Source organism: Rhodomicrobium sp. Az07 (genome assembly GCF_018619475.1).
In the GTDB taxonomy this organism is placed as follows: domain Bacteria; phylum Pseudomonadota; class Alphaproteobacteria; order Rhizobiales; family Rhodomicrobiaceae; genus Rhodomicrobium.
The window spans coordinates 48,486-75,168 of record NZ_JAHFZG010000003.1; the positions used below are offsets into that span (position 1 = coordinate 48,486).

The window sequence follows — 26,683 nt, forward strand, 5'->3', positions numbered from 1 at the left end:
CGAACATTCGCGAACGGTGACGCATGACAGGTCGGCGCGGCGATCACCAGACGAGAGAAGCCACGAAGAGCCAGAACGCTACGCCGCCCGCCGCGCAAAGTGTCCACGCCAGCCACGCCGCTATACGGCTCGCCCCGCTTTCGCGCGGGTCGGCGGCCTCGGCCATGTCGAGCGGGTGAAAGGCGTCAGCCTCGAACCAAGCCATAGTGTCGCTGGTGTCCCTTTTCACAGCGGTCTCATCCGGCCGTTCAGGCGAGAAATGCGTCGTCTCTCCAGAATGAATCATGGGCTGCGATTTCGCCAATATTAGCGGGCTTTTTGGCGCGCTGAGTTCGACCGACCGGAACGCATCTTAACAGACTTTGTCAAAAAAAGAAAAAGAACATTCTCGGATCACGTGATGTGGTTGCGAATTAGTGAGTTGACTGTTTCGCATCTGAATTGTAGCAATACAAGTTCTGATACGCGTGTTAACCTTGTGTATATGTTGCTACGAAAGGGTTAACATATGACAAGTTTTATTTAAGGATCAGTACAAATGTATCGAAAATTGGCATTGTTAGTTGCCGCTTTCGTCGTTGTCCACTGCCTTGGGGGCAATGCATTTGCAGCTGATGGCAGCGAAGCCGCAATTCAGTTGTCGAAGGCTGGTGCTCGCGATGAACTCGGTATCGGTGACAAGCTTAAAATCAGCTTTTTCGGCAATATCGATCTTTCCGGCGAAGTGAACATCCAGCCGGACGGCACCATTACCTTGCCTGTGCTTGGTACTTTTCAATCTGCTGGAAAAACCGTCGGCGAACTGACGAAAAATATCTCCGAGCGCTTTTCGCAGGATGCAGCAAAGGCCGCGGGCAACGTTGTCGTGAGCGTCATCGAGTGGCGCCCCGTTTTCGTCACCGGCGACGTGACGACATCGGGTTCCTATCCTTACACGCCCGGCATGACTGTGCTCCATGCAGTTTCAGTGGCGGGCGGCCTCTTCAGACTGGGGATTTCCGACCCTGCAACGTTCGTCAATGTCGCGCAGAACACGTCGCGGTTGCGCGAGATACAGGAGCAGACCAAGCATCAGATTGTCCGCCGCGCGTCGCTTCTCGCCGAGAAAGCCGGCGAAACGTCGATCAAGCTTGCGCCGGACGTCTCCGGCATGGTCGACGAGCAGGCCGCGCGGAAGCTTGTCGAGGAAGAGACGCGAAGCCTGAGCCTCCGGCGGCAAGCCCAGCGGGACGAAATCGAGATGCGCCGGCGCCAGGTCGCCCTGACGCGTCAGGAAATCGCCGATCACACCGCCCAGTTGAAGCGTTTCGACGACGAATTGAAGGTGAAGAAATCGCATCTTGTGGAGTTGAACGGTCTTCTTGCCAAAGGCGTGTCAAAGCGGCCCGACATATTGAGCGTGGAAAGCTACATCGCGACGCTCGAAAGCAATCGGCGCGAGCTTGCCGCGTTGATATCGCGCGCCCAACGCGATCTCGTACAACTCGAGCAGACCATCACGGACGTTCCACTGCGCCGGCAAATCCAGATCGACGAAGAACTGACCGCCCTCGATGAGAGAATCCAGTCGAATATGGCGCTTTACGAAGCGGCTCGACAGATCGTCGAGCAGTTCAAAGGCCCGGAGAACGAGTTTCGAACGATATCGGCCGAGCCGCCGAAGCGCTCGCTTCAGATCATGCGCAAGACCGAAGGCGGGCAGATATTCATCGCGGCCGATTACGAAACAAGTGTGAGGCCGGGCGATGTGGTCGTCGTCGGAGGTCAGGTCAAGCAGGCGCCCGAGTTGTTGGCCTCATGGCGGCCAGGCGATGGGTCTGGTCGAAAGAAATGAAATAATGAATTCTTTCTGTAATGGAATAACTGCCTTGCGATCAAAATTGCAAAATGAAAGTATTAATAATACTGATCATTTCCGGCGCATGATCGACAGAACAGATCGCTTTTATGAAGCCTTGTGATAAAACGATATTGAGAACACTAACGTTTCATTAAGAAGGCGACAACAAGAGTTATGCATACCAATTCGTTCGATGCGTCGGAAATCGTCGCATCTGCCAGGCGGCAGGACCAGGCGATCACGCCAAGGATGTTTGAAGACATCGCAATGGTGGTCGATATTACTCTGGTAGTGATGTCCGGCATTTTAATCAAGTATATTTATATCTCATTATATCTCGATGCAGAAGCCTCTTCCTCCTACGCGAGTTGCATACTGATCGTTGCCGTCTCTCTTCTCGCAGGGCTCCGGCGGCAGAACTATTACGAGGACATCCTGAAGCCGGGCGTCTGGCGCGGCTATTTCAGCCTCTTCCTGATCGTCGCCTTCGCTTTCGGGCTCTCGCTTTTCGTCCTTTTCGCGATCAAGGTAAGCGCGCTGTTCTCGCGTGGCTGGTTCGCAAGCTGGCTGATCGCCACTTATGCAATCCTGCTCGTAACGCATGTCTGCTGGCGCACGGCCTACCGGCGCCTGATGCAAAACGGCTATCTTCGCACCGCCGTCATCGTGATCGGTTCAGGCGAGGCGCTTCAAAATACGATTGCCAGACTGAAGGACGAGGAGCGCCGGGGGCCCGTCAGCATAGCGGGCGTTTATACGCTCTGCTCCAATGACCGGATCGTTTCCGGAAGCAAGGCGCTCGATCTCAAATCGCAATTCGATTGCTGTCTCCAGCAAATCGTCATGCAATGCCAGACCGGCTCGGTCAGCGATGTGATCGTGGCACTCCCCGCATCCGAAAACGACACGCTGCGCAAGGCTGTCGAGCACCTGCGGCTCCTCCCGGTGAACGTGAACATCGTCCCCGACTTCGGCGAACTCGACCTGTCTTCGGGAACGATGCGTCGTTACGAGAATTTCGGCGCCATCGGGGTGCAGCGAATCCCGATTTCGGAATGGGGCGTCTTCGTCAAGAAGATCGAGGACATCCTCATCGCGACGATCGCGCTTTTCGTTTTTGCGCCCGCAATGGTTCTGATCGCCATTGCAATCAAACTGGACTCGCCCGGTCCCGTTTTCTTCCGCCAGCGTCGGCACGGCTTCAACAACAAGATCATCCACGTGCTGAAATTTCGCTCGATGACAGTGCAGGAGGACGGGCAGCGGGTCGTGCAGGCCTCGAAATCCGACAGTCGCGTGACGCGGGTCGGCCGCATCCTTCGCCGCACGAGCCTCGACGAACTGCCTCAGTTTCTGAACGTGCTCAAGGGCGACATGTCCGTCGTGGGGCCAAGGCCGCATGCGCTGGCCCACAATGATTACTATTCCCGCCTTCTTGCGAATTACGCCACGCGCCACCGCGTCAAGCCCGGCATCACCGGCTGGGCGCAGATCAACGGTTTCCGTGGCGAAGTGCTGGAGCCGTCCCAGATGGAACAGCGGGTCCGGCTCGATCTCGAATACATCGATAATTGGGCAATCTGGCTCGATATCAAGATCATTCTCATGACGCCGATCTTCGGCTTCATTTCCCGCAAGGCGTATTGATCTTGCCGAGTCTCGGAGGTTTGTGATGCGTTCATTGCCGAAAATCTCGATCGGCGTTCCCGTCTATAATGGGCTGCCCTATGTCGGCGAACTGATGGACAGCCTGTTGGGCCAGACGTTCGGCGACTTCGATATCGTCGTCTCGGACAACGCGTCCGATGACGGCACTGAAGAGTTGCTCCGCGCCTACGCCGCCGCCGATGCGCGCGTAAAATACTTCCGCAACGAGACGAATATCGGGCTGATCCCGAATTACAACCGCGTCTTCGAGCTTTCGACCGCGCCTTACTTCAAATGGTCCGCCGCCGACGATCTTTACGAGCCCGAATACCTCGCGGCGTGCTTTCCCGCGATCCGCGACGACACCTCCGTCTCGGTCAGCCACAGCGAAACCGCACTCGTCGGCGGAGACGGCCGCGCGCTACCCTACGACCGCGACCTTCACGCCTGCATCGACGCGGCGAACGGCAGAGCCTGGCTACTTGATCGCGACGATTGCGCATGTTCCGGGAGCCGCACGCGGCGTTTCCGTTCCGTGCTCGCGAAGCAGATCATGTGCGCGCCGATCTATGGGCTGATGCGCCGCGAGACGCTGCTGAAGACGGTGCTTCACCAGAGCTTCTTCGGCTCCGACAAGCTTCTTCTCGCCGAACTCGCGCTGCACGGGCGTTACGCCATCGCGCCGGGCAAGCTTTTCAAGAAGCGCATGCACGCTGAAATGACGAGCGTCATGGGCAAGACATCGGTGCAGTCGCGCATCGATCCGTCGATCCGCTTCAAGTCGGCCCAGCTCGTGAAGCTCGGGCACTACATGTCGATGCTGAGGAAAACCGATCTGAGCGCGGCCGAAAAGAGCCTGTGCCTCGCCTATCTCGCCGTCCATTCCGCCTCGTCGGTGATCCCCGAGACATTCCGCTACCGCCCCGAGCTTATGCTCGACCGCATTCCGTTCGCGCGCGCGCCCCGCGTCGAGGTGCAGAGCCGTTAGCGACGTCGCGGCTCAGGCGATGGCGAGTACGGATTTTCGAGCCATGAAGCCTTCCGCGAAACCCTCCGCGGCGCGGCATTCCATGCCGCGCAGGCGCGCAAGGCCCCGGAAGGTGGCGGCGTTGAACCAGTCTTTCGAACGCTGAGAGCCGAAATGACGGTCGAGAAGCTGGATCTTGCGCTCGACCGTCGCCGCCGGAAGCGGCACGAACATGTTGAGCGGGCGCAGATCGCCGTCCCACTTCGGGATTTCGTATTCGAGGATGGTGTGATCGCGAAAGCTGTTCCAGGTGAGCCCGGACACCGCGCGATGATCCTGATGCGCATCCTCGCGGGCATGCGTGAAGATGATGTCAGGCGAGACGCGCCGCTTCAACCCCTCGAACCAGTCTTTCAGGTCGGCGCCTTGGTAGTCGAAATAGCCGTCGCGAAACGCGTGCACCTCGACCGTGGTCTTCTTCGCGCCGGTGAGGAAGTCCGCAGCCGACGCTTTCGCCTCACGGGCGCGCTCACCGTTTGCAGCCAGAACCGCCCAGTGTACATGAAGATCCGCGCCGCTCGCGATCCAGTGAAGCAGCGTTCCGCCGACGCCGATCTCGATATCGTCGGAATGCGCACCGAGGCAGAGCACGTCGAGCCGTCGCTTCGGAAGCGCAAGCTCAAGCACGCGAGACCTCCGACAACGATTGCGACAGCTTGCCGGGGCCCTTGCGCTCCACGCACCACGGCATCTGCCCCTTTTCGACCATGTCTTCCAGCGTCTGCCGGTCGCGCAGCGTGTCCATCGACCGCCAGAAGCCGTCATACCGGTACGCCATCAACTGTCCGTCGTCGATGAGGCGCTGGAAGGGCTCCAGCACCAGTTCCTCACCCGGCTGCATGTAGTCGAAGATCTTCGGCGTCATGATGAAGAAGCCTCCGTTGATCCACATTTCGGACCTGTTCGACGACCGAAACTCGCGCACGTTTCCGGCGCCGTCCATGTCGACGAGATGGTAGGTCAGGGGAGGGCGCGTCGCGAGGAAGCAGGCGACCTTGCCGCTCCGCTTGAACTTGTCGATCATGTCGTCGAGATCGACGTCCGAGAGACCGTCGCTGTAATTGGCGAGGAACATGTCCTCGTGCATGAGATGCGGCCGCACCTCCATGAGGCGTTCGCCGATGTTCCGCCAGATGCCCGTGTCGATCAACGACACCGACCAGTCGGCGGGCATAGCAGTGAGAAATTCGACCTTCTCGCCATGATTGGACACGACGCAATCCGTAAAGAGCTGCGGTTTGTAGTTCAGGAAGAATTCCTTGATGATATTCGCCTTGTAACCGAGGCACAGAATGAAGTCCCTATGCCCGTACGTGCTGTAATACTGCATGATGTGCATCATGATGGGCTGAGAGCCGACCGGTATCATCGGCTTAGGCACTTTTTCCGAGTATTCGCGGATGCGCGTGCCAAGTCCGCCGCAGAACAGAACAACTTTCATCAATGGACGTCCTTCGGATCGACGATTTGCGGGTTCGGAATGGGCACGATGAACTTTCCGCCCCAGTCGGCGATGTGGCTCATCTGGTGCATGATTTCCGTCTTGAGGTTCCACGGGAGGATAAAGAGATAGTCGGGCTTCGCGGCTTCGATCTTCTCGACGGGGAAGATCGGAATGCGCATGCCCGGCGTGTAGCGGCCATGCTTGTAAGGGTTCCTGTCGACGGTGAAGTCGAGGAAGTCAGGGCCGATGCCGCAATAGTTGAGAAGCGTGTTGCCCTTGCCCGGCGCCCCGTAACCGCAGATGCGGCCACCCGCGTCCTTGATGTCGCTCAGGCAGCGCAGAATGCCGCGCTTCGTCTTCTGCACCTTGTCGCCGAAGCCCGTATAGAAGCCGATGTCCGAGAAGCCCGCGGCGTTCTCGCGCGCCCGAAGCGCCGCGACCGCGTTCGTCGCCGTGCGCCTCGATGTCTCGCGCGCGAAGTGAACGCGAAGCGATCCGCCGTGCGTCGGCAGTTGCTCGACATCGACGACCTTCAGACCATGCAGCCGGGCCAGGATCTGGATGGTCGTGAACGAGAAATAGGAGAAATGTTCGTGGTAGATCGTGTCGAACTGGTTTTCGTCGATCAGCCGTTCGAGATGCGGAAATTCGAGGGTTGCGACGCCCTCCGGCTTCAGCACGATGGGGATGCCGGCGACAAAGTCGCTCAAGTCCGGCACCTGGGCGAGAACGTTGTTCCCGACGACAAGATCGGCTGCCTTCCCCTCCGCGACGAGCTTTCGGGCGAGCGCCACACCGAAAAACTCGGTGATCGTCGGGATGCCCTTGTCGATGGCAACCTTGGCCACGTTGATCGCGGGCTCGATGCCAAGACAAGGAATGCCGAGCGGTGGGAAGTGTTGCAGCAAGTAACCGTCGTTGCTCGCCAACTCGATGACGAGGCTGTCACGCCCAAGCGAAAGTCGTTTCGCGATCGTTTCGCAATAGGCTTTCGCGTGCGCCACCCACGACGACGAATATGACGAGAAATATGCGTATTCTCGAAAGATATCATCGGGCGTAACATACTCACGAAGCTGGACCAGAAAGCACTCGCGACAGACAAGCGCATGAAGCGGATAATATGGCTCCATCGCGTCGACTGCGTCTTTCGCAATGAAGCTTTCGCAGAGAGGAGACATGCCAAGGTTTACGAAGGTCTCTCTGACAGGCGCGCCACACAGACGGCACGTAAATTCCTGACATGAGTCCGAACCGGATTCCCTCATTTGTGGAGCTATCCTTCATCATTCAAATTTTAATCATCTAGCTAACTCGGCAAAAGTAACAAAAACAACGGCACCGTGGCCGTTCTCTTGTCCTCATGGTAAACCTGCGCACCCGCCGCCCAAATCCCGAGATTTAAGACATGCTTTTTCAGCAGGCCCTGCTTGGGGGCGCTTTCATTATCGACCCGGAGCTCCACCACGACGAACGGGGCTTTTTCGCCCGCTCTTTCTGCACGCGCGAATTCGGAGCGAAGGGCCTCGAATCCCATTTCGTGCAGCACTCGATATCTTCGACAGCTCGCAAGGGCACGGTGCGCGGCATGCATTTCCAGAAGCCGCCACACGCCGAAGTGAAAGTGGTGACATGCACGCGCGGCGCGATTTTCGACGCGGTCGTCGACCTGCGCCCATCATCGCAGACCTATCTCAAATGGCAGGGCTTCGAGTTGACCGCCGATAACCGCAGGCGCCTCTATATCCCCGAGGGTTTCGCGCACGGCTTTCAGACGCTCACCGACGATGTCGAGGTTTCCTATCTGATTTCCGCGTTCTATGCGCCCGAAAGCGCAAGCGGCGTCCGTCACGACGATCCGCTGATCGGCATCGAATGGCCGCTGTCCATCGGTCTGATCTCGGAGAAGGACAGGCAATGGCCACCTTTCGAGGGGGCGCCATCAGCCGGATAGCGTGCCACCGCGGCTACGGGCCGGATTCGATTGCGTCCATATCGTCGTCGGAGAAGCCGAAATGGTGGCCGATCTCGTGGATGAGGACGTGGCGGATCACGCGACGCACCGGCTCGCCGTTTCGGCGGGCGTAATCCAGAATGGGCAGGCGGTAGAGAAAGATCCTGTCCGGGAACGGCGCGGGATCCCACACGCTTTTCGACGGCAGTCCGACGCCATGATACAGGCCGAGCAGGTCGTAAGGATCGCGAATGTCCATGGCGGCGAGCGTTTCCGCATCGGCGAAATCGGCCACTTCGACCGTCACGTCGCCCAAAGCCGCGCGGAACTCTTCGGGCAGGCCGATCCAGATTGTCTGAGCGGCCGCTTCGAAATCTTCGTGCGTCCTTGGCCCGCTCCACGGCATTGGCAGCCTCCCTTTCCGACATAGCCCTCGCAAGCCGAATCTGGGCTGGCCTCCCTGAAAGCCCAAGAGAGCGCGCCCGATTTTCCGCGCGGAGGGGAAGTCTGGCGCAATCTTTCCCCAATAACCTTGCCGCTGCGACGGACCCCTCCCGTCGTTCCCGCCGTTATCGGATCTGTCAGCGAAAGCAGAATCGTCCGGCCACGCCGAAAGGAGCCAGCATGATCGCCGTGAACCGCAGGGCCTTGCTCACAGGAGCAGCCGCCTTTTCCATGATGATGATGATCGACCGTTCCCTCGCCCAAAGCTCGGGGCCGTTCAAACTTCCCCCGCTGCCTTACGCATTCGATGCGCTTGAGCCGACCATCGATGCCAGGACGATGGAATTGCACCACGACAAGCATCATGCTGCCTACGTGAACAATCTGAACGCCGCGCTCAAGGATCATCCGAGGATCGCCGAGTGGCCGCTTTCGCGCATCCTCGCGAAACTCGACGAGATTCCCGACTCGATCCGCACCACCGTGCGCAACAACGCGGGCGGCCATGCCAACCACTCGATGTTCTGGGAGGTGATGGGGAAGGATGGCGGCGAGCCACAGGGCGATTTGAAGGCCGCCATCGACCGCGATTTCGGCGGGCTCGACAAGCTGAAGGAGGCCTTCAATGGCGCGGGCGCGAAGGTTTTCGGCTCCGGCTGGGTGTTTGTCACAGTCGACAAGGACGGGAAGCTGGCTCTTGCCTCCGCTCCCAATCAGGACACGCCGCTGATGAAGGAGACGCGCGTCCTGTTCGGCAACGATGTGTGGGAACACGCCTATTACCTGAAATATCAGAATCGGCGTCCCGATTACCTGAAAGCGTGGTGGGACGTGGTGAACTGGAAGGCGGTCGGCGACCGTTACGCCGCCGCGAGGGCAGGGGATCTGGATATATAGATCCGGGGTTAGCCCCTCGATCGGGATCGCCGAAATTGGGAAGTTAATGAGCTTTCAACCAATTTTCTACAATGCTCCGTTGCCTGAGAATTTGACGCGGCGGCGCGGGATGCGGCTCATTGCGATACCATCGGTCGGCGACTACCTCTTTTTGAAGTGAACGCGTTCAAACCAAGCGAAACGGGGCCGCTCCATGCGGCTCAAGCCGCGGCCGGAAAGGAAAATCTGCCATGATCGGCTTTCTGTTCATCGTCCTCGCGGTCGCGGCGGCCTTCGCGCTTGCCATTCTGCGAAAGCCGCTCTGGATGTGGGCGGCGTGGTTCGCGCTGGTGACGCTGTTCTGGAAGGTCGGTCTGTTTGGCGGAGAGTTGCATGGGCTCTCCTTCTCGACCTGGGCGCTGCTTGGCTGGCTTCCCGCCGTGGCCCTCGGGCTTCTCGCGTGGCGGCCGGTGCGCCGTGCCGTGGTGACGCGCCCCGCGTTCAAGACGGTCAAGCGCGTGCTTCCGCCCGTGTCGAAAACCGAGCAGGAGGCGCTCGACGCGGGCACTGTCGGCTTCGACGCCGAAATCTTTTCGGGCCGCCCCGACTGGAACAAGCTTCGCGCCGTCGATCCCGTGGTGCTCACGCCCGAAGAACAGCATTTTCTCGATCACGAAACCGAGGAGCTTTGCAAGAAGCTCAACGATTGGGACATTCGCCACAATCGCCACGGCATCCCCGACGACATCCTGACCTTCATCCGCGAGAAGGGCTTTCTCGGCATGCTCATCTCGAAGGAGCATGGCGGGCTTGGCTTTTCGCCACAGGCGCAATCGCTCATCCTCGGCAAGGTGTCGTCGCGCAACCCGGACGCGTCCATCGTCGTCATGGTGCCGAATTCCCTCGGGCCCGGCGAACTGATCGAAGAATTCGGCACGGACGAGCAGAAGAAGCGCTGGCTCGAACCGCTGGCGAAGGGCAAGGAAATCCCGTGCTTCGCGCTGACGAGCCCCTCGGCCGGGTCCGACGCCGCCGCCATGCGCGACGTGGGGTATGTCACAAAGGGCAAACATCAGGGCAAGGAGACGCTCGGCATCCGCGTCACCTTCGACAAGCGCTACATCACGCTCGCGCCCAGGGCGACGCTCGTCGGCCTCGCCTTCCACCTGCTCGACCCCGAGAATATCCTCGGCAAGGGCGACGACATCGGTATCACGCTGGCGTTGATCCCCGCCGACCATCCCGGCGTCGAAATAGGCAACCGGCACCTTCCGGCGGGTTCGTCCTTCCCGAACGGGCCGGTGCGCGGCACGGATGTATTCATCCCCATCGACTGGGTCGTCGGCGGCAAGGACCGCGTGGGCCAGGGCTGGCGCATGCTGATGTCGTGTCTCGCGGCGGGGCGCGCGATCTCGCTTCCGGCATCGGCCACGGCGGGCGCGAAGCAGCTTCTGCGCGTGACGAGTGCCTATGCCCGCGTGCGCAAGCAGTTCTCGATCCCGATCGGGCGCATGGAGGGGATTCAGGAGAAGCTCGCCGATATCGTGGAAACGGCCTATACGCTCGAAGCGGCGCGCGCTGTGACGTCTGCCATGATCTCGGCCGGAGCGAAACCCGCCGTCATCTCCGCCATCATGAAATATCAATCGACGGAGCGCATGCGCCACGCGCTCGACGCCGCGCTCGACATCCACGGCGGCAAGGGCATCTGCGACGGGCCTAAGAACTATCTTCAGGCCGCGTTCCAGATCTCGCCGGTGTCGATCACGGTGGAAGGCGCGAACATCCTCTCGCGCAGCCTCATCGTGTTCGCGCAAGGAGCGCTGCGCTCGCATCCTTACCTTTATTCCGAAATCGAGGCCGCGCAAAATCCGGATCAGGCGCAAGGTTTTGCCGCGTTCGAGGATGCGTTCGAGAAGCACGCGGCGTTTTCCGTTTCGAACGTCTTCGGCGCGGTCTTCCATAACCTCACGGCGGGTATTTTCGCCCAGTCCCCCATCAACGCGCCGGTGCCTTACTATTATGCACAGCTTGAGCGCGCCGCGACCAACTTCGCGCTCGTGGCCGACTTCTCGGTGATGACGCTCGGCGGCGGCCTCAAGGTGAAGCAGCGCCTCACGGGGCGGCTCGCCGATGCGCTCTCCGAACTTTACTTCATCGCGTGCCTGTTGAAGCGCTACGAGGACGACGGCGCGCTGCCGAGCGAGCGGCCCGTGTTCGACTACGCCGTCAAGTCTGCCTTCCATCGCTTCTATGCCGCGCTTTCGGACGCCTTCGACAATTACCCGTCGAAGGCGGGCGGCTTCTTCCTGCGCGCAATCGTCTTCCCCGTCGGCAACCACTGGGCGAAGCCGTCCGATGCGCTCGCGAAAGAGATTGTGCAGGCCGTGCTGGAGCCGGGCGAGCTTCGCGACCGTCTTACGCGCTACATCTATGTGTCGAAAGATGAGAACGACCCGACCGGCGTTCTCGAAGCGGCGTTCCTCAAGACATTCGTCAGCGAGGACGCGGACAAGAAGCTCGACAAGGCCGTGCGTGCGGGTCTCGTGAAGCGCTATCTCGGCAACGACTGGTTCAAGGAAGCGGTCGACAAGGCGATCCTGACGCCGACCGAAGCCGATGCGTTGCGCGAGGCGGAGCGACTCGTGGCGAAGGTGATCGCGGTGGACGATTTCGAGCCCGCCGAGCTTGAGCCGCATTATACGAGTGCGACCCGGAAAGGCGCGCAAAAGGGGCAGGACAAGCGCGCGCCCGACCGTGCAAAGGCGGATGCACCCGCCGCCGAATAACACCGAGGCGGGCGCGGGGGCCGCTCGCAGCCCGCGCTTCGCGCGGAGAGAGACGAACGAGGGAGTAGGAACGGACATGTCAGCCGATATCGCGAACCTCAAGCATTGGCAGTACACGATCGATCTCGAAAAGATCGCCTGGGCCGTCTTCGACGTGAAGGGTCAGTCGCACAATACGCTCGGTCGCGAACAGTTCGAGGAACTCGACCGGATCGTGACAGCGGTGGCGCATGGCGCGCAGGATCGCACCGTGCGCGGCCTCGTCATCATGTCCGGCAAGGACAAGAGCTTCATCGCGGGCGCGAACATCAAGGAATTCGACGACCTCAAGACCGAAGAGGACGTGATCGAGGCGGTGCGCGCGGGAACCGCGGTGTTCGACCGCATCGAGGCGCTGCCCGTGCCGGTGGTCGCCGCGATCAACGGCGCGTGTCTTGGCGGCGGCCTCGAATTCGCGCTCGCCTGCCATTATCGCATCGCGACGCGCGAGGACGCCACACGCATCGGCCTGCCCGAGGTGAAGCTCGGCATCATTCCGGGGCTGAACGGCTCGGCGCGGTGGCTGCGCCAGGCGGGGCCGATGAGCGCAATGCCGCCCATGCTCGCGGGCAAGCTGCTCCGGCCAGGGCAGGCGAGGGCTGCGGGTGTCGTCGATCAACTCGTGCCGACGCGCCATGAATTGAAATGGGCGGCGCGCAAGGCCGTGCTGAAGAACGCACACTCGCAGCCGTATCGCGCATGGCAGCCGCTTCTCTTGTTCGAGCCGGGGCGCGCCTTCCTCGCAAACCGCATGCGCAAGGAGACGGCCGCCAAGGTGCGCGCCGATCATTATCCCGCGCCGTTCAGGCTCATCGAGCTGTTCGAGAAGCACGGCGGCAGCTTCGACGACATGAAGCGCGCCGAGACGAAATTCTTCGCGCCGCTGATGATCTCGGACCAATCGCGCAATCTGCGCCGCGTGTTCCGCCTCTCGGAGATGCTGAAGGCCGAAGCGCCGAAGGATGGCTGGCGTCCGGCGCGCGTGCATGTGATCGGCGCGGGCATCATGGGCGCCGATGTTGCGATGGTCTGCGTGCGGGAGGGGCTGGAAGTTTCGCTTCAGGACACTTCCACCGAGGCGGTGGAAAAGGCTTTGAAGCGGGCCGACGCGTTCTTCAGGAAGCGCATGCGCTCGCCGCTCGAAGCCGAGAAGGCGAAGGCGCGGCTGCTGGCCGACCCGCAGGGCGCGCAGATCCACCGCGCCGACGTGGTGATCGAGGCGATTTACGAGAACCTCGATGCGAAACGCGCGGTCTTCGCCGAGGTCGAGCCGAAGCTGAAACCGGGTGCGCTGCTTGCCACCAACACCTCGTCGCTCCAGATCGAGGACATCGCGAGCGCGCTGCGGGATCCGTCGCGCCTCATCGGACTGCATTTCTTCAACCCGGTCGCCGTGCTGCCGCTCGTCGAGGTGGTGAAGGGCGCCGACAGCCGCGAGGATGAAATCGGGCGCGGCGCGGCCTTCGTGACGCGCATCGGCAAGCTGCCGCTCATCGTGAAATCGTCGCCGGGCTTTCTCGTGAACCGCACGCTCGCCCCTTATATGTTCGGCGCGATGCAGAAGCTCGCCGAGGGCACGCCGAAGGAAGAGATCGACGCGGCGGCGGAAGAATTCGGCATGCCGGTCGGCCCGATTGAGCTTGTCGATATTGTCGGCCTCGACGTGGCGTTGAGCGTGGCGAAAATCCTGAAACTGCCGACGCCGGACGACCACCCGCTGATGCAACTCGTCGCCGAGAAGAAGCTCGGCAAGAAGACAGGCGAAGGCTTCTACAAATGGGTGGACGGCAAGCGCGAGAAACCGGCCGCCGCGCCGAATTTCGCCAAGGCCGATCTTTCGGTGCTCGGCCGCGAGTTGATCGCGCCGCTGATCGACGAAAGCGAAAAGGCGCTGGCCGATGGCGTGGTCGCGGATGCGGATCACGTCGACGCGGGCGCTGTGTTCGGCGCGGGCTTCGCGCCGTTCCGGGGCGGGCCGCTGCATTATCGCGCGTCGCTCAAAGCGAAGGAAAACGGCGCGGCGAAGACCGGCGGCGAGCCGGTTCACGCGGCGGGATGACGTGCGACAAGACTTGCGGGCGCGGGCGCGCCGAAACCACAACACGCGCCAAGACCACAACAGATGTGCGGGGAGACTTCCATGGGTGAGACATTGCGCAAGGTGGCCGTGATCGGCGGCGTCCGCACGCCCTTCTGCCGGGGCAACACGGGCTTTGACGATCTGACCAACCTCGACCTGCTCACGGCGGCGCTGAACGGGCTCGTCGAGAAATATCGTCTTCAGGGCGAGCATATCGACGAGGTGGTTGGCGGCGCGGTCGTCACCCATGCGCGCGACTTCAACCTCACGCGCGAGGCGGTGATCGGCACGAAGCTCAACGAAGATACGCCCGGCGTCACGTTGAGCCAGGCCTGCGGCACAAGCCTTCAGGCGGCGCTCGGTTCGGCGGCGAAGATCGCCATCGGTGCCATCGACAGCGCCATCGCCTGCGGCACGGACACGGTTTCCGATCCGCCCATCGAGCTGAAGCGCGCGCTTGCGAAGCGGCTCGCCAAGGTGTCGAGCGAGAAGACCGTGAAGGGCAAGGCGACGTCGCTTCTCTCCGGCTTTTCGCTCGGCGACATCTCGGTCAGCCCGCCCGCCAACGCGGAGCCGCGCACGGGCCTTTCCATGGGCCAGCATTGCGAACTCATGGCGAAGGAATGGCAGATCGCGCGCGAGGATCAGGACAAGCTTGCCCACGAGAGCCACAGGAACGCGGCGGCCGCCTACGATTCGGGCTTCCTCGACGATCTGCTGGTGCCGACGGCGGGCGTCTACCGCGACAACAATTTGCGCCCCGAGATCAGCCTCGAAAAGCTCGCCACACTGAAACCCGCCTTCGACAAGGAAAACGGCACGCTGACAGCGGCGAATTCCACGCCGCTCACGGATGGCGCGTCCGCCGTGCTGCTGGCGTCGGAAGACTGGGCGAAGGCGCACGGGCTGAAGCCGCAAGCCTATCTCACCTTCGGCCAGCATTGGGGCATCGACTTCGTGGACGCCCGGCGCGGCCTTCTCATGGCGCCGACCGTCGCCGTGTCGAAGATGCTCGACCGCGCGGGGCTGACCTTGCAGGACTTCGACTTCTACGAGATCCACGAGGCGTTCGCCGCGCAGGTGCTGTGTACGCTGAAGGCGTGGGAAGACGCCGACTATTGCAAGACGATGCTCGGCAAGGACAAGCCGCTCGGCTCCATCGACCGCTCGAAGCTGAACGTGAAGGGATCGAGCCTCGCCTACGGGCACCCCTTCGCGGCCACGGGCGCGCGCATCGTCGCGCAGCTTGCGAAAATCCTCGAAGAAAATGGCGGCGGGCGCGGGCTGATTTCGATCTGCACAGCGGGCGGCATGGGGGTCTGCGCGATCCTCGAACGCCCGAAGGGCGACATCCGCGCCGAACAGACGAAGCCCGCGCATGAGGACGAACCGGCCGAGCCGAAGGCGACGGCGGGCGAAGCGGCCCGCGCCGAGGTCGCGCCCGTTCCGCCGCCGGTGCCCGATGAGCAGCCCGCGCCGCCGGAGGTGCCCGGCGATCCGACGAGCGAGGCTGTGCGCAAGCAGCTTTATTGACAGGGGAGGGCGGCACGGCCGCTCTTTTTCTCGATTGGAGCAAGTGCATCGAGTTCGCTCGCCTTTGCTGCGGTGTCGCGCATCGCCCCGCAAAATGCGCGCCTGAATAAGGGCATCAACGTTCTTTACGCGCTTTTGCGTTCGCTCTAATGCTAGGAACAATTTTCCATGACCTGCGGCGCACGCGCCGCGTTAGGCTATTCGATGACGAAGAAAGACGAGGCCGCCCGGCCGACGAAAAACGGCCCGGCGAAGGACGGCGTTTCCGCCAAGGCGAAGAACGCCGATGCCGGAGCGCAAGGTGGGCGCGACTGGTCGAAGACGCTGTTTCTGCCGAAGACCGATTTCGGCATGAAGGCGGGGTTGCCGAACCTCGAACCGAAGCTTCTCGACCGCTGGGAAAAGATGGGCCTCTACAAGCGCCTGCGCGAGGACTCGGCGGGCCGCGAAAAATTCGTGCTGCATGACGGCCCGCCCTACGCCAACGGCAACATCCACATCGGCACGGGCCTTAACAAGATCCTGAAGGACGCCATCGTCCGCTCGCAGCAGATGCAGGGCAAGGACGCGAACTATGTGCCGGGCTGGGACTGCCACGGCCTCCCCATCGAATGGAAGGTTGAGGAGCAGTACCGCGCCAAAGGCAAGAACAAGGACGAGGTGCCCGTCAACTCATTCCGCCGCCAGTGCCGCGAGTTCGCCGCGAAGTGGATCGGCGTGCAGATGGCCGAATTCAAGCGGCTCGGCGTCGAGGGCGACTGGCCGAACCATTACTCCACCATGGCCTTCGAGGCCGAGGCGACCATCGCGGGCGAGTTGATGAAATTCGCCATGAACGGGCTGCTGTATCGCGGCTCGAAGCCTGTGATGTGGTCGGTGGTCGAGCGGACCGCGCTCGCCGAGGCCGAGGTCGAATATCACGAGCATGCGAGCGCGGCGATCTATGTGAAGTTTCCTGTCACGAGGGGTGAAGGGGCGGAAGGCGCGTCCATCGTCATCTGGACCACGACCCCGTGGACGATCCCGGCCAACCGCGCGATCTCCTATTCGCGCCGAATCGCCTACGGCCTTTATGAGGTGACGGCAGCGCCCGAGGACAATTGGACGAAGGTTGGCGAGCGCTTCATCCTCGCGAAGTCGCTTTCGGAGAATTTCTTCAAGGCGGCGCGCGTCGATGAATGGACGCTTGTCGACGAGGTCGATCCGGCCGCCCTTGTCGCGGCGCATCCGTTCCACGCGAGCGAGGGCTACAAATTCCGCGTGCCGCTGCTCGAAGGCGATCACGTCACCGAGGACGCGGGGACAGGCTTCGTGCATACCGCCCCCGGCCACGGCGCGGACGACTTTGAAATCTGGATGGCGAAGGGCCGCGAAATCGCGGCGGCGGGCATCGACACCACGGTTCCCGATACGGTCGGCCCCGACGGCTTTTATCGCGCGCATGTCGGCCTGTTCGGCGGCGCGGATCCGAAGCGCGTGGTCGACGACAAGGGCAGCTTCGGCAAGCTCGACGATACGAGTTACGCGAATGCCGCCGTGGTCGAGGCGCTGAAAGCGGCCGGCGCGCTCGCGTCCATGAACCCGCGCCACAAGCACGATTACCCGCATTCCTGGCGGTCGAAGGCGCCGGTCATCTTCCGCAACACGCCGCAATGGTTCATCGCGATGGACAAGCCGTTGTCCGTGCCGGGCGAAGTCGCCGCCGGAGAGGACGCAACTTTGCGCGCGCTGGCGCTCGCAGCCATCGACGACACGCGCTTCGTGCCGCCGCAGGGCCGCAACCGCATCGGCGGCATGGTCGCCGACCGCCCTGACTGGGTCATCTCCCGCCAGCGTGCGTGGGGCGTGCCGATCACCGTTTTCGTCCACAAGGAAACGGGCGAGGTCATTCCGAACGCGGGCTTCAACGGCGCGGCGGAGCTTCAGGCGCGGATCGTGGACTCGTTCGCGGCCGAGGGCGCGGATGCGTGGTTCGCGGACGGCGCCGCGACGCGCTTCCTCGACGGCCTCGTCGCCAACCCGGACGAGTGGGAGCAGGTGCGCGACATCCTCGACGTCTGGTTCGATTCAGGCTCCACGCACGCCTTCGTCCTCGAAAAGCGGCCCGATCTCAAATGGCCCGCCGATCTCTATCTCGAAGGCTCGGACCAGCATCGCGGCTGGTTCCACACCTCGCTGCTGGAAGCATGCGGCACGCGCGGCCGCGCGCCCTTCGACGCGGTGCTCACTCACGGCTTCGTCAATGACGAGCAGGGCCGCAAGATGTCGAAGTCGCTCGGCAACACGGTCGCGCCGCAGGACATCATCAAGCAGTCGGGCGCGGATATCCTGCGTCTTTGGGCGCTGTCGTCGGACTATACCGAGGATCTGCGCATCGGCCCGCAGATCATCCAGTCGGCGGTCGATGCCTATCGCAAGCTGCGCAACACGCTGCGTTATGTGCTCGGCAATCTCGCGCATTACGAGCCGGGGCACGACATCGCCGTCGCCGACATGCCGGAGCTTGAGCGCTACATCCTCCATCGCGTGGCTGAGATCGACGCGGAGCTTCGCGCGGCCTACAACGCTTTCGACTTCCGCAAGGCATATCGCGTGCTCGCCGAGTTCTGCTCGAACGACCTTTCCGCGATCTATTTCGACATCCGCAAGGACACGCTTTATTGCGAGGCGCATTCGAGCGAGAAGCGGCGCGCGGCGCTGTCGGTACTGAACACGCTGTTCGACGCGCTGACCGCGTGGCTCGCGCCGATCCTACCGTTCACGGCGGAAGAGGCGTGGCTTGCACGGCACGGCGCGGAGGCTGAAGGCTCGGTGCATCTGAGCCGCTTCCCCGCCATCCCGGCGGACTGGCGCGACGAGACGCTGGGCGACAAGTGGGAGAAGATCTTCGCCGTCCGCCGCGTCATCACGGGCGCGCTTGAGATCGAGCGGCGCGAGAAGCGCATCGGGTCGAGCCTCGAAGCCGCGCCCGACATCTACATCGGCAACAAGGAGCTTGCGGCGGTGGCGAAGGCCGCCGACTGGGCCGAGATCGCTATCACGAGCGGCTTTGCGATCAAGTCGGGCGACGCACCCGAGGGCGCGTTCACGCTCGATGAGATTGAGGGCGTGGCGGTGGTGCCGAAGCGCGCCGAGGGGCGGAAATGCGCACGCTCCTGGCGCATCACCGACGATATCGGCAGCGATCCGGCCTATCCCGAGCTGTCGGCGCGCGACGCGGCGGCGGTGCGCGAACTCGACGCGCGGGCATAGCGCCTTTGGCTGGACGCGTGTGGCGACAGCGTCCGGGATGACGCGCTAGCCGCACGCTCCGGCGATTTACATATCATGAGCAGCGCGGGATGCCCGAAGCTACCGCATTCGGCGTCGCTACGCCGTGTCTTTCGCGCGGAGGGCTTCAAGCGCCTCGACCAGAAGGGCGCGAGGGATGACAACCGCCGCTTCGCCCGCGCCGATCCGCTCCCGCACCGAGGCAGCCTCGATCAGCCGCGAGGCCGCGTCTCCGACGATCACCACATCGTCGCCGCTCTGCATGATGGTTGGGCAGCCGCACCCGCAACCGCCATCGCCGCAACGACCGGCAAGAATCTCAAAGGTCTTTTCCCGCATGTTACCTCTCCCATTCAACAAACTAACTTTACCTTAACGAAGGCGTCGCGGAAAGCGGGAAAGACGAATCAACTCGCGCAATGGGCGAGCGGAACACGGGCTCCACGTTGAAAAAAAGGCCGGGACATGCCCGGCCTTCGACGCGTCTGGCTGTGATGCGGCCTGGTCAGCCGACGATTTCGCTTTCCTGGAAGACGAGGCCGATTTCCTGCGCCGCGTTGTCCGCGCTGTCGGAGCCGTGCACGGAGTTGCGCTCGATGTTCTCGGCGAACAGCTTGCGGATCGTGCCTTCGGCAGCGTTGGCGGGGTTCGTCGCGCCCATGATCTCGCGATACTTCGCGACCGCGTTTTCACCTTCGAGGATCTGAACCACGATCGGCGCGGACGTCATGTAGGAAACGAGGTCGGTGTAGAACGGGCGCTCCTTGTGGACGGCATAGAAGGAAGCCGCGTCGCCCGCATCCCACTTCACGCGCTTCTGCGCGATGATGCGAAGGCCCGCGTCCTCGATGACGGCGTTGATCTTGCCGGTGATGTTACGCTCGGTGGCATCGGGTTTCAGAATGGAAAGGGTGCGCTCGACGGCCATGTGCTCGCTCTTTTTTCGGGTTGGTCGGGATGTTGGCTTTCGTCGGATGTAGTGCCGACGGTGCGAATCTTACAGGGCGGTGTATAGCGGAGCGGATCGTGGCGGGCAAGCCGGCGCATGCCAATGCCATAAAACCCCCGCCTGGTTCTGCGATCCTGTCCGCAGGCGGCGCTTTATTTGGCTTTAACGCAGGCTGAACTAGCGGAACGCGGCGGCCTCTGGCGACAGATCCCCGATCGAGCTCGGCGTCGTCTGCTGGCCGAAGCCCTTGATGCCGATGCGGACCATCACGGACGTGTCGGGCTTCAGGTCGGCGTATTCCACGAAGGTTCGCTGATAGGTGACCGAGTAGATGAAGCACTCGTCCGCATACTGGACGCCCACACTGTTGCGAACGAATTGCGACAGTTCGAGGTTGTAGCGCGCATCGCCGAAAACGGTCCATTCGTCGGTAAGCTTGACAGCTCCGAAGCCGGCGACCTCCTCGCGAGGCGAGTCGAAGCCGAGGAGCGGCTGCGACGACACGGCCACGTAGCTCAGGGCGCCTTCAAAGATACCGAGCTTCACCTGCGCGCTGTAATCTTGGCGCGCGACGGCGAAGTCGCTCTCGTCGAGGCGGAACTGCGTCACGAAGCGGAACATGTTGAGGTAATCGACATAGCCGCCGACCACATAATCCGACCGCGTAGTAGAGAGGCCGGTCGATGGGTCGTAGGAGTTTTTCCCGGCGACCTGGAAGCTTTCACCGCCAACGGCGCGCACGCTCACGCCGTTATAGGTCTGCATGGTGTACTGCACGCCCACATTGGCGCGTGTGCCCGTTTCGATCCGGTCGTAGCCGGAAAACTTGTTGATGTCGAACAGCAGCGTGTCGTCGAAAACGAGGCTCTGCGAGTCGATGTTCGGCATTCTGTCGTTGTTCGCCACATGGGTGCGCGTGACGATCTGACCCACAGGTTCGATGACGTGCGAGGCCGTGTCGGTATGCGCCACGAAGGGATACCGATAGTCGAGGCCGCCGCCGACCATCTGGCGGGTGAAGGTGTCGCTGTCGCCGGCGTCGCCGCTCACGTCCTTGAAGCTTGATACGTTGTAGATGTCTCCGCGCCCAAAGACGAAGGGCGTGAAGCGCTGGCCGAGGTCGTCAGTCAGCGTCCGCCGCCACTCCGCCGAGGTCACGATGTGGTCGGTGCGGTCGAAATAGGGATTGACGACACTGCCCGTAAAGGTTCGCCTTTCATCGGACGACAGCGCAACCACATTCGCATCGAACTTCAGTTCACCGCCGAACACCGGTTTGTCGTGGACATAGTTGTAGTCGATGCTCGGATACGCCCACGACGCTCCGGTGTTGCTCAAATAATCCCCGGTCGAGTAATCATAAGGCTGGCCGCCGAGATTACCGTAGCGGCTCACGGACATGTTGAAGTAATTTCTCTCGCCCATCCCGGTGAGATAGACGCTGGAAACGCGCTCTGTGGAGTAAATGCTATCGATGTGGTAGAAGCGGCGGAATGTGTCGTCGCTTTCGAGGATCGCGTTCCAGCCTACTTTCCAGAACTTGTTCAGCTCGAACTCGCCCTTCGTCTCGAAGCTGCCGCGCCAGTCGCGCTGGCGAGCAAAATCGTTCGCATTATCGTTATAGACACCGGCGAACTTCACTTCGTATGCGCCGTTCCACAGGCGCTGCCGCCAGTCGGCCTGCATGAGATAGCCGGCCTTTGTGGTAAAGGTAGGCGACAGCGTCAGGTCGTAATTCGGCGAAATCGCGTAATAATAGGGCACCGTCAGCGCGTAACCCGTCGTCGTGTCGTGCCGATATTGAGGCGCGAGAACGCCGGAGCGCTGCTTCACGCTCGGATCGGGGACGTAGAAATACGGCAGCCACGCAATCGGGACGCCGAAAAGCTCGAAGCGGGTGTCTTCGAAATAGATGTTCTGATCCTGCTTGTCCTGGATGACGCGCGTCGCCTTGATGCGCCAGATCGGCGGACGCTCGGGATTGGCCTCGCAGGGCTTGCAGGACGTCACCACGCCGTTCTCATAGACGGTCTTTCCGTCCTTGCGGTATGCGTTCGATGCCGCGATGCGACTGTCGTCCTGCGTCAACGCCTTCATCGATCGGATGAAACCGTCGCGGAAATTCGAACTGAGTGTCAGACGTTCGGCGTTCACGACCGCGCCGTCTGCCTCCTTGAGCCGGACGTTGCCGATGGCCGTCAGCGTATTCGAGGACTTGTCGTAGATGACCTCGTCGGCGAGCAGGATGTTTTCGTCGTAATAGATTTCGACGCTCCCGCGGGCGATCACGCGGTTGTTGCGGTGATCGTAAACGAGGTCGTCCGCCTGAAGCAGCAACGGCGACGCCTTGTCGGGCGACACCTTCTTGGCCACGGTGGTTTCACCACCGCGCGTCTGATTGCTTGGCGTCTGCGCATGCGCGATGCTGCCCAAGCATATCGGGCACGCCAATACCGCCGCCAGCAGTTTGCTAGGCATCGCTCGCCGCTCTCTTACTGAAAACCGCCACTCTCAAGCCCCCCGGCCATTCCACACCTCTGCCGTGCCTATCCATCCTCCTGATAAAGAAGGACGGTCGCAGAAAGGAGAAGGGCGACAAGCGCCGGTCCCCAAGCCGCCACCGTAACAGGAACAAGACCCGACGCGCCCACCTTTCGCGAAAGTTCAGAGAATATGAAAAAACCGAACCCCCCGGTTAATCCCGTCAGAACCATAGTTTGGATTTTGCCAAAACGAAAGGCTTTCAGCGAACAGGTTGCAGCGATTAACACCATCGCGGCCATAAGAAGAGGGCGAACGAGGAACAGCTCATATTGCAGTTCATATTGGGTCGTCGGCAGACCGGCCTTCCGCGCAAATGCAATGAATCCGGGAAGCTCCCAAAACGACAAGGTTTCAAGGGATCCAAGGCTATTCATGATCTGGGCAGCACCCAGATATGTACTGATAAAATATTCATTATAGTGCTGCACAGCCTCGCCGGAGCTTTGCACTGTTACGTCTTCAAGCCGCCAGTAACCTTGCCGCAGTTCGGCCTTGCTCGCTTGAATCTGTTCATAAAATCTGTTGGCGGGATCAAATTGCAACAGCGTCACGCCAGCCAGCGTCAGCCCTCTGTCGGCGGACGTTTTGGCGTGCAGGATCGTCGCCCCGTCGACGCTTTCCTGACGCAGCCAGGAGCCGGTTCCGCGCGAGGTCGCGAAAGACTTCTCGGACTGAAAAATCTCGGCCTGAATCTTCTCGGACTTGGCCTTCATGGCGGACGCCACGGGATTGTAAACCGTCACCGCGAAGACACCGAAAACGATCGCGACGATGAGCGCGGGCTGAACGAACTGCCAAACGGATAGACCGGCGGCCCGCATGATCGTCAGTTCCGAGGTGCGGCTGAGACTGAGAAACGCGGCAATCGTACCGATCAGGATCGCAAAGGGCAGCGTAAGTTCCGCGAAAATGGGGATGCGCAGCAGCGTCACCAGCGCGAGCGCGCCCGCGCTCGCGTCCTTTCGCGCGCCGGCCCTGAGCACCTCGACGAAGTCCACGAAAAAGATCAGCAGCAGCGTCACGAAGAAGACGCCGAGGATGGTGATGGCGAACCTTTTCGCCATGTAGCGCCCGACTGTGGTGAAGATCATCATCGCGCAAGTGTCCTCATGACGCCGACGTCGCGGAAGCGGAACCGCCGCGTTTCAGGAATGACGGCAGACGCAGGCTCGGCAGCGAAATGACGGGCGCGCGGATATCGAACCGCAGCATCACGAGCCCCGCCACGATAACAGCGAGGGGTATGCCATAGATCAGGCCGAGCGCCCACGCCTTCTTGCCGACGATATTCACGCCCGCGATCCCCGCGATACGGATCGCGGCGCCAAGCGTGAACGCCGTGAACAGATTGCCGGCACGGCCCTCGCGCGTGGTTTTCGGGCGTCCGAGATACAGGACGGCGATGATGGCGAAGGCGATCGGATAAAGCGCCCCGGAGAAGCGCTCGTGGATTTCGGAGCGGAAAGACACCTTGTTATTCTTGTAGGCGACGGTTTCCGCGCTGGGAAACAGTAGCTCGCCGATATCGCGCTCGCGGGGTTTCCTTTCGCGCGGCCCCTTCTTTTCTGAAAAATCGCCGATGTCGAAAGCGTAGCTCGTAAAGTCCACAACCTGCGCGGACGTCTTCTCGGCCTGCTGGCGAATGATCTTGCCTTCGTGAAGGATCATGGAGGCGCGCCCGCCATCCTGAATGATCTGCCCCCGCTCCGCGATGACGGTGGTCACCGACTTCGGATCGCGCTCGTCGCGCACGACGACGCCAAGAAGCTCGCCGTCGTCGCTCTTCGCGCGCATATGGAAGGTGAGGCCCGGCTCGAAGTCGGAAAACTCGCCCGGCTGGAGCACCTGCGAAAGCACGTCCGCGCGAACCTGCGAGACGGTATCGCCGAGGAGCCGCGCGGCTTTCGGCAATACGAACAGGTTCGCGGTCAAAACGCACATCGAGACGACCACGGCGAGGAACAGATAGGGCGAGAGCAGCCGCCACACCGAAGAGCCCGCGGCCGAAAGGACGATGAGTTCGCTGTCGCCGGAGAGGCGGTTGAGGCTGTGAAGCGCGGCGATCAGGAAGGCGACGGGCGCCACGGTAACGATCAGGCTTGGGATCGCGAGCGCGGTGATCTGGAGGAACAGAAGGAACGTCTGGCCTTGCGCGGTGAGAAGCTTGATCTCGCGCAGGAGCGACGTCAGCCAGACGATGAGCGTCAGCGAAACCAGGATCATGATGAGCGCCGACGCCGTCTGACGAAAGATATACCGGCTAATCAGCATTCACGATCACTCCACGGGCGGATCACGCTCCGGCTTCGCTCGACACACGCGCACGGTGTTGCGGCACTTGCCGGTGGCAACGAGTTCGAGCCAGCATCAGACCCTTCACTACGCACGGGTTCATGGCGCATTTTCGGCGCGATTTCGAGCGATGTTTCGTATCGAGCCGGACTTTGCAAGTCCGCGCGTTTCCTGTACACTTTTCAATCTCGATTTCCCGCCATCACGGTCCCGCTCACTCGATGACAGAACTTCCAGCCGTTTCGTTCGCCTCGCTGCAACCGGAGCCGAAGGCCTCGACCGCGGTCTATTTCGTGACGGCGGGAGAGGATCTGCCGCCTCCGATCAAGCGGCTCGACAAGGCAAGCGCGGGCGCGATCTCGCGCGCGATCGAGGTGGCGGAATTCAAGCCTAAGCGACGGAATTTGCTGGAGATTCTCGCCCCGCACGGCCTCAAGGCGTCGCGCCTCCTCCTCGTCGGCATCGGCGACGCGAAGACGCTGACACATCGCGACTGGATGGACCTCGGCGGCTTGGTGCGCGGAAAGCTGCCGAAGAAGGCCGCCGAAGTCGACGTTGTTTTCGCGGGCGTCGATCACCTGCCGGAAGACGCACCGCTCGGCTTTGCGGAAGGTTTCGGCCTCAGGAGCTACACCTTCAGGAAATACAAGTCGAAAGCCGCCAAGAGCACGGAAGGCGGCGAAGACGAGCACGACGAAGACCCCGCGCCGCCGAAGCTTGCGATCTTTTCCTGCTGGGGAAGCAAGCTTACGGCAAAGCTCGAACACACCGAGGCGCAGCTTTCCGGCGTGTATCTCGCGCGCGATCTGGTGAATGAACCGGCGAATATTCTGACGCCGCCCGAATTCACGGCGCGGCTGCGCGCGCTCGAAGCGCTCGGACTGACGGTCGAGGTGCTGGACGAACCGAAGCTCAAGTCGCTCGGCATGAACGCATTGCTGGCGGTGGGGCAGGGGAGTGCGCAGCCGACATCGGTGGTGGTGCTGAGGTGGAACGGCGCCGCCGGTCGCTCCGCGGACGCGGGCAATATCGTGTTTGTCGGCAAGGGCGTCTGCTTCGACTCGGGCGGCATCTCCATCAAGCCCGGCCCCGGCATGGAAGACATGAAGGGCGACATGGCTGGCGCGGCCGCGGTTGCGGGCGCGATGAGCGCCCTTGCGCTGCGCAAGGCGCCCGTGAACGCGGTCGGCATCGTCGGTCTCGTGGAGAACATGCCCAGCGGCACGGCCATGCGCCCCGGCGACATCGTTACCTCGGCCTCGGGCCAGACCATCGAGATCCTCAACACCGACGCCGAAGGCCGCCTCGTGCTGGCGGATCTCCTGTGGTACGCACAGGAGCACCTCGAACCGAAGCTCATGATCACGCTTGCCACGCTGACGGGCGCAATCCTCGTCGCGCTCGGCAAGGAATATGCGGGGCTATTCTCGAACGACGACAAGCTCGCAAGCGAGATTACCGACGCCGGTGCAGACTCAGGCGAACTCGCGTGGCGCATGCCGCTTTCCAAGAAATACAACAAGCTGATCGACGGGAAGTTTGCCGATATCAGGAACCTCGGCGGCCGCGACGCAGGTTCCATCACCGCCGCGCAGTTCTTGCAGCGTTTCGTCCGGAACGGCACGCCCTGGGCGCACCTCGATATTGCCGGCACCGGAATGGCATCGCCGTCCACGGACATCAACCAAAGCTGGGGATCGGGCTATGGCGTGCGGCTGCTGGATCGGTTTTCGGAGAAATTCCACGAGACGTCGTCTGCCGAGAGCTAGTGCATCGAATCTAACGCTTGGCGCCCGCGCCTGACGGCGGCGATGATTTTGTCGGGATCGGCGACCCATTGGAAGGGCTTGGGCTTGGCCTGAGCGGCGGGGTCGTCGAGGCAGCGATTGATTGCGGCCTGGAGGTCAGGGGGTGACGCCGGTTTGCATGCCGCTGACTCGCACGCCGTCTGCGGC

General features: G+C 61.8%; 20 protein-coding genes and 1 pseudogene. 10 read left to right on the plus strand and 11 right to left on the minus strand.

What is annotated here, in order from left to right; translation table 11 throughout:
- Positions 1-43: 43 nt before the first annotated feature.
- A complete protein-coding gene (locus KKP04_RS02955) occupies positions 44-286 on the minus strand; it encodes a hypothetical protein (RefSeq protein WP_215026458.1) in 243 nt (80 codons plus the stop codon).
- 252 nt (positions 287-538) lie between these two features.
- On the opposite strand from KKP04_RS02955, the gene KKP04_RS02960 reads away from it, so the two are divergent.
- From KKP04_RS02960 to KKP04_RS02970, 3 genes are all read left to right on the plus strand, one after another.
- Positions 539-1,834 carry a polysaccharide biosynthesis/export family protein gene (locus KKP04_RS02960; RefSeq protein WP_215026460.1) on the plus strand — a complete coding sequence of 432 codons (1,296 nt, stop codon included), beginning with the start codon at positions 539-541 and terminating at the stop codon, positions 1,832-1,834.
- A 180-nt stretch (positions 1,835-2,014) separates the two neighbouring features.
- A complete protein-coding gene (locus tag KKP04_RS02965) occupies positions 2,015-3,487 on the plus strand; it encodes an undecaprenyl-phosphate glucose phosphotransferase (RefSeq protein WP_215026463.1) in 1,473 nt (490 codons plus the stop codon).
- A gap of 25 nt (positions 3,488-3,512) precedes the next feature.
- Positions 3,513-4,475, plus strand: a complete 963-nt coding sequence (locus tag KKP04_RS02970; protein WP_215026467.1) for a glycosyltransferase family A protein — start codon at positions 3,513-3,515, stop codon at positions 4,473-4,475.
- A gap of 12 nt (positions 4,476-4,487) precedes the next feature.
- Here KKP04_RS02970 and KKP04_RS02975 read toward each other — a convergent pair whose 3' ends face one another.
- From KKP04_RS02975 to KKP04_RS02985, 3 genes are read right to left on the minus strand one after another with little or no spacing between them, the layout of a single operon-like run.
- Positions 4,488-5,141, minus strand: coding sequence for a PIG-L deacetylase family protein (locus tag KKP04_RS02975; protein ID WP_215026470.1), 654 nt, complete (start codon positions 5,139-5,141; stop codon positions 4,488-4,490).
- The gene (locus KKP04_RS02980; protein WP_215026473.1) at positions 5,134-5,955 is read right to left on the minus strand and encodes a glucose-1-phosphate cytidylyltransferase; all 822 of its coding nucleotides are present in this window, start codon (positions 5,953-5,955) and stop codon (positions 5,134-5,136) included. The genes KKP04_RS02975 and KKP04_RS02980 overlap by 8 nt, the downstream gene beginning before the upstream one ends.
- Positions 5,955-7,226, minus strand: coding sequence for a class I SAM-dependent methyltransferase (locus KKP04_RS02985; RefSeq protein WP_215026477.1), 1,272 nt, complete (start codon positions 7,224-7,226; stop codon positions 5,955-5,957). The genes KKP04_RS02980 and KKP04_RS02985 overlap by 1 nt, the downstream gene beginning before the upstream one ends.
- A gap of 140 nt (positions 7,227-7,366) precedes the next feature.
- Here KKP04_RS02985 and rfbC point away from each other — a divergent pair, with 140 nt between their 5' ends.
- Positions 7,367-7,912: a dTDP-4-dehydrorhamnose 3,5-epimerase gene (gene rfbC, locus KKP04_RS02990; protein ID WP_215026480.1), complete on the plus strand. Its 546-nt coding sequence runs from the start codon at positions 7,367-7,369 to the stop codon at positions 7,910-7,912.
- Positions 7,913-7,925: 13 nt separating this feature from the next.
- On the opposite strand, the gene KKP04_RS02995 is transcribed toward rfbC, so the two are convergent.
- Positions 7,926-8,318 (minus strand): metallopeptidase family protein, encoded by a 393-nt coding sequence (locus tag KKP04_RS02995; RefSeq protein WP_215026483.1) that lies wholly within the window; start codon positions 8,316-8,318, stop codon positions 7,926-7,928.
- Positions 8,319-8,536: 218 nt separating this feature from the next.
- On the opposite strand from KKP04_RS02995, the gene KKP04_RS03000 reads away from it, so the two are divergent.
- From KKP04_RS03000 to ileS, 5 genes are all read left to right on the plus strand, one after another.
- Positions 8,537-9,253 (plus strand): superoxide dismutase, encoded by a 717-nt coding sequence (locus KKP04_RS03000; RefSeq protein ID WP_305848956.1) that lies wholly within the window; start codon positions 8,537-8,539, stop codon positions 9,251-9,253.
- A gap of 230 nt (positions 9,254-9,483) precedes the next feature.
- The gene (locus KKP04_RS03005; protein WP_215026487.1) at positions 9,484-12,021 is read left to right on the plus strand and encodes an acyl-CoA dehydrogenase; all 2,538 of its coding nucleotides are present in this window, start codon (positions 9,484-9,486) and stop codon (positions 12,019-12,021) included.
- A gap of 76 nt (positions 12,022-12,097) precedes the next feature.
- Positions 12,098-14,119: a 3-hydroxyacyl-CoA dehydrogenase NAD-binding domain-containing protein gene (locus tag KKP04_RS03010; RefSeq protein ID WP_215026490.1), complete on the plus strand. Its 2,022-nt coding sequence runs from the start codon at positions 12,098-12,100 to the stop codon at positions 14,117-14,119.
- An 81-nt stretch (positions 14,120-14,200) separates the two neighbouring features.
- A complete protein-coding gene (locus KKP04_RS03015) occupies positions 14,201-15,673 on the plus strand; it encodes an acetyl-CoA C-acetyltransferase (RefSeq protein WP_215026493.1) in 1,473 nt (490 codons plus the stop codon).
- Positions 15,674-15,877: 204 nt separating this feature from the next.
- Entirely contained in the window at positions 15,878-18,925 is a 3,048-nt protein-coding gene (ileS, locus tag KKP04_RS03020) for an isoleucine--tRNA ligase (RefSeq protein WP_251133868.1), read from the plus strand.
- Between the two features lie 117 nt (positions 18,926-19,042).
- Here the strand turns inward: ileS and KKP04_RS03025 are convergent, their stop codons facing one another.
- From KKP04_RS03025 to lptF, 5 genes are all read right to left on the minus strand, one after another.
- A complete protein-coding gene (locus tag KKP04_RS03025; RefSeq protein WP_215026496.1) occupies positions 19,043-19,282 on the minus strand; it encodes a hypothetical protein in 240 nt (79 codons plus the stop codon).
- A 166-nt stretch (positions 19,283-19,448) separates the two neighbouring features.
- Positions 19,449-19,871, minus strand: a complete 423-nt coding sequence (ndk, locus tag KKP04_RS03030) for a nucleoside-diphosphate kinase (RefSeq protein WP_215026500.1) — start codon at positions 19,869-19,871, stop codon at positions 19,449-19,451.
- A 198-nt stretch (positions 19,872-20,069) separates the two neighbouring features.
- On the minus strand, positions 20,070-22,265 hold the full coding sequence (locus KKP04_RS03035; protein WP_215026503.1) for an LPS-assembly protein LptD: 2,196 nt from the start codon (positions 22,263-22,265) through the stop codon (positions 20,070-20,072).
- A 173-nt stretch (positions 22,266-22,438) separates the two neighbouring features.
- The gene (lptG, locus tag KKP04_RS03040; RefSeq protein ID WP_215026505.1) at positions 22,439-23,530 is read right to left on the minus strand and encodes an LPS export ABC transporter permease LptG; all 1,092 of its coding nucleotides are present in this window, start codon (positions 23,528-23,530) and stop codon (positions 22,439-22,441) included.
- A 13-nt stretch (positions 23,531-23,543) separates the two neighbouring features.
- The gene (gene lptF, locus KKP04_RS03045; RefSeq protein ID WP_215026519.1) at positions 23,544-24,707 is read right to left on the minus strand and encodes an LPS export ABC transporter permease LptF; all 1,164 of its coding nucleotides are present in this window, start codon (positions 24,705-24,707) and stop codon (positions 23,544-23,546) included.
- Between the two features lie 242 nt (positions 24,708-24,949).
- Here lptF and KKP04_RS03050 point away from each other — a divergent pair, with 242 nt between their 5' ends.
- Complete coding sequence (locus tag KKP04_RS03050) at positions 24,950-26,497, plus strand: leucyl aminopeptidase (protein WP_215026523.1); 1,548 nt, start codon at positions 24,950-24,952, stop codon at positions 26,495-26,497.
- Here KKP04_RS03050 and KKP04_RS03055 read toward each other — a convergent pair.
- A pseudogene (locus tag KKP04_RS03055) lies at positions 26,494-26,634 on the minus strand (IS630 family transposase); the annotation flags it as partial. The gene KKP04_RS03050 and the pseudogene KKP04_RS03055 sit on opposite strands and share 4 nt — an antisense overlap.
- Positions 26,635-26,683: the final 49 nt, after the last annotated feature.

Bases quoted from the DNA above. Each gene is read 5' to 3' on its own strand.
- lptF (WP_215026519.1), bottom strand. From the start codon at position 24,707: ATGCTGATTAGCCGGTATATCTTTCGTCAGACGGCGTCGGCGCTCATC.
- KKP04_RS03000 (WP_305848956.1), top strand. From the start codon at position 8,537: ATGATCGCCGTGAACCGCAGGGCCTTGCTCACAGGAGCAGCCGCCTTT.
- KKP04_RS02955 (WP_215026458.1), bottom strand. From the start codon at position 286: ATGATTCATTCTGGAGAGACGACGCATTTCTCGCCTGAACGGCCGGAT.
- KKP04_RS02985 (WP_215026477.1), bottom strand. From the start codon at position 7,226: ATGAGGGAATCCGGTTCGGACTCATGTCAGGAATTTACGTGCCGTCTG.
- KKP04_RS03005 (WP_215026487.1), top strand. From the start codon at position 9,484: ATGATCGGCTTTCTGTTCATCGTCCTCGCGGTCGCGGCGGCCTTCGCG.
- KKP04_RS02980 (WP_215026473.1), bottom strand. From the start codon at position 5,955: ATGAAAGTTGTTCTGTTCTGCGGCGGACTTGGCACGCGCATCCGCGAA.
- KKP04_RS02965 (WP_215026463.1), top strand. From the start codon at position 2,015: ATGCATACCAATTCGTTCGATGCGTCGGAAATCGTCGCATCTGCCAGG.
- KKP04_RS02960 (WP_215026460.1), top strand. From the start codon at position 539: ATGTATCGAAAATTGGCATTGTTAGTTGCCGCTTTCGTCGTTGTCCAC.
- KKP04_RS03010 (WP_215026490.1), top strand. From the start codon at position 12,098: ATGTCAGCCGATATCGCGAACCTCAAGCATTGGCAGTACACGATCGAT.
- rfbC (WP_215026480.1), top strand. From the start codon at position 7,367: ATGCTTTTTCAGCAGGCCCTGCTTGGGGGCGCTTTCATTATCGACCCG.
- KKP04_RS02970 (WP_215026467.1), top strand. From the start codon at position 3,513: ATGCGTTCATTGCCGAAAATCTCGATCGGCGTTCCCGTCTATAATGGG.
- KKP04_RS02995 (WP_215026483.1), bottom strand. From the start codon at position 8,318: ATGCCGTGGAGCGGGCCAAGGACGCACGAAGATTTCGAAGCGGCCGCT.
- ileS (WP_251133868.1), top strand. From the start codon at position 15,878: ATGACGAAGAAAGACGAGGCCGCCCGGCCGACGAAAAACGGCCCGGCG.
- lptG (WP_215026505.1), bottom strand. From the start codon at position 23,530: ATGATGATCTTCACCACAGTCGGGCGCTACATGGCGAAAAGGTTCGCC.
- KKP04_RS03025 (WP_215026496.1), bottom strand. From the start codon at position 19,282: ATGCGGGAAAAGACCTTTGAGATTCTTGCCGGTCGTTGCGGCGATGGC.
- KKP04_RS03050 (WP_215026523.1), top strand. From the start codon at position 24,950: ATGACAGAACTTCCAGCCGTTTCGTTCGCCTCGCTGCAACCGGAGCCG.
- ndk (WP_215026500.1), bottom strand. From the start codon at position 19,871: ATGGCCGTCGAGCGCACCCTTTCCATTCTGAAACCCGATGCCACCGAG.
- KKP04_RS03015 (WP_215026493.1), top strand. From the start codon at position 14,201: ATGGGTGAGACATTGCGCAAGGTGGCCGTGATCGGCGGCGTCCGCACG.